The sequence below is a fragment of the Legionella brunensis genome (genome assembly GCF_001467025.1).
In the GTDB taxonomy this organism is placed as follows: Bacteria; Pseudomonadota; Gammaproteobacteria; order Legionellales; family Legionellaceae; genus Tatlockia; species Tatlockia brunensis.
This window is the reverse complement of sequence record NZ_LNXV01000033.1, coordinates 116,465-126,836: the sequence shown is the minus strand read 5'-3', so window position 1 is coordinate 126,836 and position 10,372 is coordinate 116,465. Positions and strand designations below refer to the sequence as shown.

Sequence of the window (10,372 nt, the reverse complement as noted above, 5' to 3'; positions counted from 1 at the left end):
CCAGCCACTAGTTCAACTTGTGTTGGGAAATCATGACTATCGAGCTGATTAATTACGGCTGGCGTATCAAATAAAGTAATTTTTAATTCAGGATATTTATGTGCTATTGCTTTTACTAAACCACCTCGACCACCGCCCATATCAATTAAGTGCGAAAAATTTGAAAAATCAAAAGCATTGGCAACGGCGTTATCATCATAAGTGGAGAGTTTTGCCATGCCTTTATCAAAATTATTTTGTTTCTCGGGATGTTTCCCAAGAAAGTTAAAAAAATCATCGCCATGTTGTTGAAAAAAAGCTGAATTCCCTGTCTTCAAACTGCTGTCAAGACAAGAAAACGCCTGCCACCAACTTTCATCTACCATGCATAACACATCACGTATAGAGTGGGGATCGTCATCGCGTAAGGGTAGCGACAACTCAGTGAGTGAGCAAGAGTCTCCATCACAATTAAATAATTGGTAAGAACTAAGGAACCTTAAAAGTCTTTCTAGTAACTCTGGTACGGTTCCTGTGATTTCAGCCAATCTTTTTATTTTTATTGGTTGCAAGGACATATGATTAGCAATACCAAGCTTTGCTACAGTGTGTATTGCCCTTGACACAACATACCAACGTGACATTGTTGCTAATTGAATATAGGCTGGCTCTTGATTTGTTTGCATATTTATTCCCTATTAGCTACTCTTTAATTTCTTAAGTTAACGTCTGGGGTCTGTTTACATTTCTACTATCTTGGCCAAACTGGCGAAATGTAAACAGACCGTATGTTTTAATAGGGTTATAGGCAAAAATCATGCTAAGTTGAAGCAAGATATGAAAAATAAATTTCTTCTGAATTACAATGACCCTAAATTACTGATTGCTGTGCTTGTTTTTTTCATAACTTGCTTTTTATTTTTGTGGGAGATTATTGGTTATTTTCAATCTACTGGGAAAATAGTAGTGGCCACAAAATTAATAAATCAGCATACTCAGGAAAGTTTACGTAGTAATTCACCGCTGTTTACAGTGCCATTGTTTGGTGATTATGTGCCAGCAAACCTGGACGATGCAGAAATTAAACAATCTATGTTGGATGTCGAAGTGGTTGGAATCATGTTTGACAGTAAAAAAGAGCATTCACAAGTGATTATTCGAGCAGGTGGCGGACAAGAAAAAATTTACTCTATCGGTGATTCGTTGCCGGGGGGCGCCGTTATTAAAAGAATTTCGGCAAATGGAGTCGTAGTGTTGCATAATGGTGTTCTTGAGAGTTTAAGCTTGCCAAAAAATGAACTACTTTTTGAGGCTCCAGCAAAACCGCTAATTGAGGATAAGTAATGCGTTTTTTTCTGCGAATAGCTCTGATAATCATTTTAGTTTTGGCTGAGTTTGCGTGTGCGTCTCGTTCAAATCTTATAGAGGGTATTAAGAGTTTTCGTGTTCAAGATTATCGACAAGCATTTGTTCGTTTAAAGCCTGAAGCAAAAAAAGGGCAGCCTGACGCGCAATACGCCGTAGGTTATATGTATTATTACGGACAGGGTGTTACGGAAAACCGCAAAAAAGCCTGGTACTGGATTAATAAAGCCGCGCAACAAGGGCAGCGTGATGCATTGGCGGCTTTGGCTATTCTACAACAACAGCCACAAAATATTTTCCCTTAAACAAAAGGGTTACAGAGTCTGTACCCTATGCAATCTTTATGAATGCCTAAATGCACTATTAGAGGGCAGCATTGATAATTAATGAAAACATATAGCAACAGTAAATTAAAATCAGAACTCCTCCATGCCAGCGAGCCATTCTTTTTTTATTACGATAATTTATCCATAGAAGAATGAAAGTTGTAATAAACATTACAGGGATATCACGCCATAAAAGCATGGTACTTATCGGTGCTGGGTGGATGATGCTGGGAAAAATCATCACTGCGAGTAAATTAAAAATATTGGCGCCTAAAATATTACCAACAGCAATATCATCAGCTCCCTTCATAACTGCAACTATCGACGTTGCTAGTTCAGGTAAGCTAGTACCTATGGATATAAGTGTCAGTCCCATCACCAGGTCGCTTATCCCAAGTAAATGTCCAAGATGAGTGCTGCTGTTGACTAAATATTTTGCACTGATGGGCAATACAATTAAGCCTAGGACTAAGCTAATCATGTGATATTTGATTGAATGTTTACCCAATTTTGCGTGCTGGAAAGCTAAGGTTAGTTGTTTTTGAGGACGTTCTTGACGAGTGACAAAAATAAAATAGCAAATAATAAGTAGGCACATTAATAACAATAAGCAACCGTCCAGAACCCCCAAATAGCCATCAAGCATTAGGGAGTAGGAAAAAAGCATGACTAAAAAAAGTAGGGGATATTCCTGACGTAATAATGTAGATTGAACTCTGACAGGTTTTATGAGAGTAGTTAAACCCAATACTAAAGCAATGTTTGCAATATTGGTTCCAATAGCATTACCAATAGTTATATCTGTGAAACCCTCAAGAGATGCAGTAATGGCAATCATAATTTCTGGAGCTGAAGTACCTAAGGCTACTAATGTAAAACCTATTAATAAAGGGGGTATGTGGTAATGAGCCGCAATTCCGGAGGCTCCTGTGACTAGTTGATTTGCTGACCATAGCAAAGCAATAAAACTAACTAACGTAAGTAAAATAATCATGACAGCTCTCAAGAGGATTAAGAGTTGATAATACTGGATTTATCGACGAACACAATAAGTCTTTTGTGTTCAAAAACTTCTCAAGTTGTTGGTGATGTGATATTATGTGTAAGTTTACTGGTTAATTCTCAAAGAGATAAGCAGAGTCAACCAAGAAAAAGCTACCAAAGGAGAGAACTAATTCATTTCTCTTCTTAATCATTAAAGCGTTTTTGACAGATAAATCTCCTTCTTGTTGAGAACTCTTTCAAAGAAAGACAAATTATTATGTTGAGTAAACAACGCCATCTTTTTAAAAATGCCGGTTTCAGGCATTTTATGCTTAGTTGTACGTTAGCCATGTTTGGCAATGGTTTAACATATATCGTTATGGTGTGGGCACTAGTACGATTTAATGCGTCTGTGATATCCACGGCGATTCTTATGACTTGTTTTTGGCTCCCTAATGTTTTATTAGGGCCTTTTTTAGGTGTTCTCGCAGATCGCTGGAATCGCAAATGGTTGCTATTACTTACCGTGGGGCTTCGGGCTATTTGTCTATTTGTTTTTGCTTCAATTGCTTATCACAATTATATTAGCCCCTTTGCTATTTATTGTCTTGCGACTCTCATTGGCACTTTATTAGCGGCTTATATTCCTGTGGCTATGGCGTTTGTGCGTGAAATTATTGTTGGTGAGGAAGATTTACTCTATGCCAACGCCATGTTGGATACGGCTTATGAAGTGGGGGCTGCCTTGGGAATGGGAAGTGCAGGTTTCATTTTAGCAGGAACCTCTTTTGCTACCTGTTTTATTATTAACGGAGTCTGCTATTTACTCGCTACTCTTTTTATTTTATGGATTCCTTATCAAGGGCAGGTAGCAAAAAAGGAAAATATAGAGTCGTTTTTCAGACAGTTTGTACAAGGGGGGCAATATATTATTCATCGTATGCCCATTTTGCTTGTTTATTTAGTGCAGGGCTTGTTTTTCATTTGCTATATGACTGCGCCAGTATTATTGGCGCCTTTTGCCAAATCAGTATTGCATAGTAATGTCAGTCAGTTTGGTTGGCTTGAGGCCGCATTATCAGCAGGAATTATTTTGGGAGGATTTTTAAGTCCTTGGTTGGCCACTCTTTTTTCATTGTCTAAAGTCATTTTGGGCCAAGTAATATTAGGAATAGTCGCATTCTATCTATTCAGCCATACGCAAAATATAGGTTGTGCCATTTTTTATCATTTACTAATTGGTTTTTCTTTTTCTTCATGGGCATTGTTAACTACTTTGGCTCAAGAAATGACTGATTTAAATTATCAGGGTAGGGTGCAATCTTTATTTAATAGTTTATCCGGAGCGGTTATTATTTTCTTTTATTATGCTCTGGCTCACTGGAAAAATGCCCCTGTTGTAAAGTTGTACTCCGCCGAGCTTATTTTGTTAGTTTTAGCTGGTGTCATTTTAATCTTTATGGTGATTAGCAAGCGTCGAAATTCAGACTCTGCAGAGATATCTAATTAATTTTGTGAAATCCATAGATCCGCGGGATCCACATAAAGGACGCTAAGATTTATAAGGTCTCTTGAAAATGTTTGATAATGGTGGCAATTGGTTTTGCTAGTCCTAGTGTGTTAACTTCACTTAGTTTAAACCATCTTCCAGGCATTTCGGTAATTGTATCTTTTGTAGGTATTGTCTCTATACGGATTGCTTTAATATGCAGGTGAAAATGACTAAATGAGTGCTTCAGCTGCATCATTTCTTGGGCATGTAAGCAATCAAAGTTGTAAAGTTTTTTGATATGTTCTTTGGGACAGCTGTGTATATCCATGTTCGGAATACACCAAAGACCACCCCAAAGCCCCACTGGAGGTCGTTTTTCTAAATAAATTGTGTTATCTACCGTATGAAGTAACAAAAACTGTTCTTTCTTGTGAGGAAGTGCTTTTTTTAATTTTTTATGAGGATAATCATTTACCTTATTGTGTAGCTTAGCCTGGCAGGTTCCCTGTAAAGGACAGTGTTCACAATCAGGCTTCCTGGTCGTGCAGCAAGTGGCACCTAAATCCATGATAGCTTGCGTATAGTCTGCGCTGCGTTGGTCAGGCATGCATTGGTTTGCTAATTGCCACAAGTTTTTCTTGACTGTTGTTTGCTCTGGCCAGCCATCAACCATGAAATAGCGGCAAAGTACACGCTTAACATTGCCATCTAAAATTGCTGCAGGTAGATTAAAAGCTTGCGATGCAATGGCTGCTGCTGTTGAAGCCCCAATGCCTGGTAATAAAACTAGTTCCTCCAGACAATGAGGAAATTCTCCATGGTATTGTTCACAAATAATTTTTGCCGTTTTTGCAAGATTACGTGCTCGACTGTAGTAACCTAGGCCTGACCAGCAGGCTAAAATGTGATCTTCAGGGGCTTGAGCTAAATGCCAAATATCAGGAAAATTATCCATGAACCGATTAAAGTAAGGGATTACTGTTTTGACCTGAGTTTGTTGTAGCATAATTTCAGAAACCCAAACTCTATATGGAGTGCGAGGATGCTGCCATGGCAAATCCTTGCGTCCAAAATTATCGAACCAGGTCAATAGAGGTTGGCTAAATTGCTCTTGTGCTGTGTTAGTCATTCTTACTGGTTAAAAGCGTTTTAATTTGCTTGTGAATTTGTTTAACTGGCTTTACAAGGGTTTCCTTAAGCCAGAATTTGGTAAGAATAGGATTAATGATTTTTAAATCAGGTAATACACTGGGTTCTGCCAAAGTCCCTTGAACTAAAAGAGGGAAACTTCCACCTAACAATTGCTGAATTTTGTCAACTTCGGGATCGGTCAAACTAACCTTAGCCAGTAAATGACTATCCAGATTATTATCTTTTAAGTTTAACTCGCCATCACCTTTAAGTTGCAGGCGATCGGTTTGTAACACTAAAGAATCGCTCAATAGCTTAGCATCGTGGAGAGAGTACTGAAGCGTTAACAGTTTAAAATAAGTGTTTCCTTTAAAGAAGGCAGGATCATCAAATTGACTTAGTTGCAGCACACTGTTGACTCCATCTTTTTTACCACTAAGTAATTTATTGATTTTGTCACTTGTCCCATCAATCACCTTGTTTAAATTGATTGACTCCACAACGCCGTCTTTAATAGTAAGGCTCCCATTACCTGAGGTATTTTCTCGCCAACTCCCATTTTGGACATTTGCTTGAGTATGAATGGAAAAATCAACGCTACCTTTAAATAATTTTTTCTTAATCAGATCATAAATTAGCTTATTGCCATTAAGATTGGTGGCAGTTTGATTAACTATGAGTTTCATACTGGCAAATTCATAACTAAGATCGCCTACCGATTCGCCATTATACATATTTAGGGTTAGCGGATTTAATAAAAGTACCCCCGTTTTGGTTTTTACATTGGCACGAATTTTATTGACTTTTATTCGGTGAACTTTAAGTTCCTGGATAGTTAACTGGCCATTAAGTGGGGTATTTTGTAGCGCAGTTAGTGGGTCGTTAAATAATGATGCTGATAAGCCAGTGTTACCCTTAAAATTAATTTGTGCTTTCACAATAGATTTATTCGTGGTGGCGACATCAAGTTGTGTTTTAAATTGAAGGGGAAAGGGGACTTTCTTTAAGTTAAATTGTTCTGCTCCAATTTGTAGGTTTGAAAGTTTTATAATTTGTTCATTTTGCTTGAAATTAATTTGACCATGACTTAAAAGAATTCGTTCAATAGCAAATTGCTCAGCAACACTGTTGGTTTTTTTAGTTGAGGGAGAGGTTGCTTTTTTGACTTTTGGAGGTTGTACGTCAGGGTTAATGTTAATTTGAAAGCCGTTAACATCAAGCTCGCTAAAAACCAATTTTCCGCGTAAAAGAGGTGTGATCTTTAAATTGAATAGTAAATTATCTAATTTTACTGAGTAGTTGTTTTGGTCGTTTTGTTCACCAATTTGCACTCCTGTAATTTTAATTCCAGGACGCGGGAAAATTTGCCAGGATATATCGCCATCCACTCGACTTTGCTGATGAGTTAAAGCGCTCAATTGAGAACTAACATAGTCTTTAACTACTGTTGGGCTTATTGATTTTGCAAGTGCCCAAAGAGTAACGCCAGTAATTATAAGAAAAGCAAAGAGGGTGACAATTAATTTTTTTAGAAATTTCATGTTTGAATACAGAAAAAAATGGCAAGCATATAGTATAGATATGAGCAATTATGTCAAGTCAGGCATAGTTGAATGAATGATAACTATTAATTTTATTATCTTTTCCATTTCTATTTTTCATGAAGCTTAGCCAGTACTCACAGGTTCATTATAATTTGTAAAAAATTAATTTTTACTTGTCATTATTTCCAAATTGAACTAACCTGATAGTCTTCCCTTAAAAAAAGCAGGGAAGAAAAGACGTTGATTTTGCTTTTTAGTTGTACTCAGGATGAGTCGATAAAATCAAGGAGAGCGTCATGCAACCAAGTCGATGGGAAATTATAATTCTCAAACCCACTCCCGTTTTTTTATCATTCCTTGCTTCACAATTACCAGAGATTGAGTTACCAGAATTACGTTTATTACAAACTGATAACACAGCTTATGTTATTGAAAAGCAACAAAATGATGAAGAAACTTTAAATGAAATAGAACGTCATTTTACCACGATGTTTAGACACGAGATATGTCGGTGGTTAGGAGAAAATGCACGTAATGAAATTGAAGGAAGTTTCTTGGATTTCTTATGTTGCTTCAAATTTGAACTTCACTCACATATAGCTCTTATGGAGCCATTAATGGAGGATGGTAAGCAGTTACTTCGAGTAAGACCCCGCTCTGTATTACTAAAGTGGATGAAGGCTGCTGTGGAAGAGCAAAGTGATCTAATTAGTGTATTAGAGCGCGTTAATTTATCCCATTTGGCAGAAAATGCGACAGTAGTTGTCAAGAATTTCAGTAAGCTAACGCAAATAAAGCCCTTTCTTCAGCATCACTATGAGCCTATTTTTGAGGCTGAAATGATGCGTATGTGCAATAACGTTGAAGAATGGCCTTTAGTTGATTCATACCAGGCGTTTAGCCATTACTTTGCCATAGATATACATACTCAATTGATTCATTTGCACTAAAGGAGGATTAGCTATGGAACCAATAGCTATAGCGATCATTTGTGCGACTGCATTTGGTGTTGTTGCTGTCTTATCTGCTTTTATACGGCAGCTGCTATTAAGCCGCGATAAGAGCTTAAATGATAAGGCACAGCAAATAGCACTGACGCAGGAAGTGCGCGAATTGGAAAACCTTCGTAATCAGATGACGAACAATAAGCGTTTTGATTCTCATTATCAGGTGTTAGGTTCTAATAAAGATGCTATTCAGTATCTTGATCAAAAAATTGAGGATATTCTCAAGAAAAAAGCAGAGCTGATTGAACGTTACGCGCAAATTGCGATTAAAGAATCTACCTCTATCGTGAGTGGGGAGCAATCATTGGAGCGTAAGGCAATTTGCGATAAACTTAAAAATGAAATAGATAGTGAATTAGAGTTCTACAATGGTGAGCTGGAACAATTGCAAAAAAGACGAGACTCGTTATGGGATACTCATTCTGAATTAAAAGATTATCTTTTAGAGCAGGAAAAAAAGCGTAATCGACATCTTGATGACATCTATCAGCGTCACACCGGATTACTAGAAAAAATCTATCTACGACATAACAGAAATAGCGAAAATATTGCAGTTAAATCAATTGATGCTGGTACTCAAACGTTTAAAGCAATGATCATGGCTCCCATTACTCTCCTAATGCAATATTTTAAGCCCTCGAATAATGTGGATGAAGATAAAGCTAAGGATGAAATTGAAGCAAGAGAAGATGTATTGGATGCCGAAGATGATATCAATGGTAATCAAGACGATGATGTTGTAGAAAATACCCCTGGGAAGGATTCAAAAGATACTAAACCCGAATTTGTGATGTAAAAGTTAAATGTTAATTTTGTACCGTTTAGCTATAAACCATCAAGTGTCTGCGACTTTACAGCAGGGTTCAGTAATCTCCACTTACATTATGGACTCGTGGTAAAGTCGCAGAGATTTAGGTATAGGTGTATAATTAGTATTGGATTTTTTGGGCTCTAGGAGCTGTATCACTTTAAAACTGGCAGTAGCTTCTCTGCCAGTTTAAGTTTCAACTATTCAAATCAGGAATAGATTTGAAACTCTGCTCTGCCTCTTCGATAGCTAGTACTGATTCAGAGCGTGCATAATTGAAAAAGGTGTTAACATTTCCAAAAGTCACTGTCCGGATTACTGCATTAGCGATAGCTTTAAACAAATTACTAAGGTAGTCACCCCAACCCAAATCTCTTTCCAATACCGTTTTTGCATTATTAATTAGAGTGTGACATTGCTCTTTAAATACATGATTTGCATCGGCAGTTTTAATATCCACGTTATTCAAATCATTTAGATATTGGGTTTTAGCCTCTTGCAGTTTACTTAATAATTTATTAGCTTCAGCGAACGCTTCTCTAAAATGATGCTTATCTATATCACCTATTTTTTGCTGAAGGGTTGCCAAGGCTTTATTAATTTTTGGTATTGTTGACGCTATAATTTCTTCACGACTTGTTCTTTTCTGCTCAAGAGTTTTATCCAGGGTATCTTTCTCAAAAGTTTCAGATAGAGAATCTTTTGTTTGAGTTCGATCTGCTTCTTGCCGTTTTTCATCATTATACTGATCTTTTTTATCTTCATCGGCAAATTGGTTGTGTTGTGTCTCTTTTTCACTCTGTTGATCGCCAGTTCCTTTTTCTTGACGCTCTTGATTAGACTGATCTTTTTCATCTTCATCGGCAAATTGTTTGTGTTGTGTCTCTTTTTCACTCTGTTGATCGCCAGTTCCTTTTTCTTGACGCTCTTCATTATACTGATCTTTTTCATCTTCATCGGCAAATTGTTTGCGTTGTTTCTCTTCTTCACTCTGTTGATCACCAGTTCCTTTTTCTTGACGCTCTTGATTATAGTGATCTTTTTCATCTTCATCAGCAAATTGTTTGCGTTGTGTTTCTTCTTCATTCTGCCGATTGTCGGTCTTTTCTCCGCAATATTTTTTCCTAAGTTCTTGAGCTTCAGCTATTGTTTGTTCATCGGGTTTATTCTCAGTTTTTATAGAGCATAAAAGAATCACTGTATCCCAATTTTGCTCTTCAGCAGCCCTTTTAAGAGCATTACTAACCGCTTCTTGATTTGGTTTATTATTGCTTTCTAAGGTACAAAAATATTCTACTATTCCCCATTCCTTACTCTCAGCGGCTTTTTTTAAAGCTTTATTCACAGAGTCCTGTGTGGGCTTGTTATCTGTTTTCATCGCACATAAAGTTGCAACGGAATCTCTTTGGTTATAAAAGGCCATTTGTATGAGAGCATACTCTACAGATTGGGCGTCAGGTTGATTATCACCGGTCATAGCGCATAATTGCACTGCTAATTTCCAATTACGCTCATCAATAGCAGCTGTAAGGGCCTTGCTGACTGATTTTTGGTCTGGCATATTGTCAGTTTGCAAGCTGCAAAGATACTCTACTACTGCCCACTCTTTTCCTTGAGCAGCTCGTTCTAAGGCAAAACTTACAGCTTTCTGATCAGGCTTATTATCAGTTTCCATGCTGCATAAAGTTTTTACCAGCTCTGTTTTTCCATGAAAAGCCATTTCGCTAAGCGCATAG

General features: G+C 37.3%; 9 protein-coding genes and 1 pseudogene. 5 read left to right on the top strand and 5 right to left on the bottom strand.

Annotated features, from left to right (window positions below; genetic code table 11):
• The coding region (locus tag Lbru_RS16620) for a methyltransferase (protein ID WP_065235465.1) at window positions 1–665 on the bottom strand (665 nt) is incomplete at its 3' end.
• Window positions 666–816: 151 nt separating this feature from the next.
• Between Lbru_RS16620 and Lbru_RS11875 the strand changes: the two genes are divergently transcribed.
• Together Lbru_RS11875 and Lbru_RS11870 are read left to right on the top strand one after the other, a co-directional pair.
• Window positions 817–1,323: a type II secretion system protein N gene (locus tag Lbru_RS11875; RefSeq protein WP_058442352.1), complete on the top strand. Its 507-nt coding sequence runs from the start codon at window positions 817–819 to the stop codon at window positions 1,321–1,323.
• The gene (locus Lbru_RS11870; protein WP_058442351.1) at window positions 1,323–1,649 is read left to right on the top strand and encodes a tetratricopeptide repeat protein; all 327 of its coding nucleotides are present in this window, start codon (window positions 1,323–1,325) and stop codon (window positions 1,647–1,649) included. The genes Lbru_RS11875 and Lbru_RS11870 overlap by 1 nt, the downstream gene beginning before the upstream one ends.
• Before the next feature lie 58 nt (window positions 1,650–1,707).
• Here Lbru_RS11870 and Lbru_RS11865 read toward each other — a convergent pair whose 3' ends face one another.
• Window positions 1,708–2,664: a calcium/sodium antiporter gene (locus tag Lbru_RS11865; protein ID WP_058442350.1), complete on the bottom strand. Its 957-nt coding sequence runs from the start codon at window positions 2,662–2,664 to the stop codon at window positions 1,708–1,710.
• A gap of 267 nt (window positions 2,665–2,931) precedes the next feature.
• Between Lbru_RS11865 and Lbru_RS11860 the strand changes: the two genes are divergently transcribed.
• Entirely contained in the window at window positions 2,932–4,164 is a 1,233-nt protein-coding gene (locus Lbru_RS11860) for an MFS transporter (RefSeq protein WP_058442349.1), read from the top strand.
• Between the two features lie 49 nt (window positions 4,165–4,213).
• On the opposite strand, the gene mutY is transcribed toward Lbru_RS11860, so the two are convergent.
• Window positions 4,214–5,275, bottom strand: coding sequence for an A/G-specific adenine glycosylase (gene mutY / locus Lbru_RS11855; protein WP_058442348.1), 1,062 nt, complete (start codon window positions 5,273–5,275; stop codon window positions 4,214–4,216).
• Complete coding sequence (locus Lbru_RS11850; protein WP_058442347.1) at window positions 5,268–6,818, bottom strand: AsmA family protein; 1,551 nt, start codon at window positions 6,816–6,818, stop codon at window positions 5,268–5,270. The genes mutY and Lbru_RS11850 overlap by 8 nt, the downstream gene beginning before the upstream one ends.
• Window positions 6,819–7,117: 299 nt before the next feature.
• On the opposite strand from Lbru_RS11850, the gene Lbru_RS11845 reads away from it, so the two are divergent.
• The gene (locus tag Lbru_RS11845) at window positions 7,118–7,771 is read left to right on the top strand and encodes a hypothetical protein (protein ID WP_058442346.1); all 654 of its coding nucleotides are present in this window, start codon (window positions 7,118–7,120) and stop codon (window positions 7,769–7,771) included.
• A gap of 13 nt (window positions 7,772–7,784) precedes the next feature.
• Window positions 7,785–8,624, top strand: a complete 840-nt coding sequence (locus tag Lbru_RS11840) for a hypothetical protein (protein WP_058442345.1) — start codon at window positions 7,785–7,787, stop codon at window positions 8,622–8,624.
• A gap of 208 nt (window positions 8,625–8,832) precedes the next feature.
• On the opposite strand, the pseudogene Lbru_RS11835 reads toward Lbru_RS11840, so the two are convergent.
• Window positions 8,833–10,372: pseudogene (locus tag Lbru_RS11835) on the bottom strand (hypothetical protein); the annotation flags it as partial.

Coding starts and splice junctions, on each gene's coding strand:
- mutY (WP_058442348.1), bottom strand. CDS start 5,275: ATGACTAACACAGCACAAGAGCAATTTAGCCAACCTCTATTGACCTGG.
- Lbru_RS11875 (WP_058442352.1), top strand. CDS start 817: ATGAAAAATAAATTTCTTCTGAATTACAATGACCCTAAATTACTGATT.
- Lbru_RS11860 (WP_058442349.1), top strand. CDS start 2,932: ATGTTGAGTAAACAACGCCATCTTTTTAAAAATGCCGGTTTCAGGCAT.
- Lbru_RS11840 (WP_058442345.1), top strand. CDS start 7,785: ATGGAACCAATAGCTATAGCGATCATTTGTGCGACTGCATTTGGTGTT.
- Lbru_RS11870 (WP_058442351.1), top strand. CDS start 1,323: ATGCGTTTTTTTCTGCGAATAGCTCTGATAATCATTTTAGTTTTGGCT.
- Lbru_RS11850 (WP_058442347.1), bottom strand. CDS start 6,818: ATGAAATTTCTAAAAAAATTAATTGTCACCCTCTTTGCTTTTCTTATA.
- Lbru_RS11865 (WP_058442350.1), bottom strand. CDS start 2,664: ATGATTATTTTACTTACGTTAGTTAGTTTTATTGCTTTGCTATGGTCA.
- Lbru_RS11845 (WP_058442346.1), top strand. CDS start 7,118: ATGCAACCAAGTCGATGGGAAATTATAATTCTCAAACCCACTCCCGTT.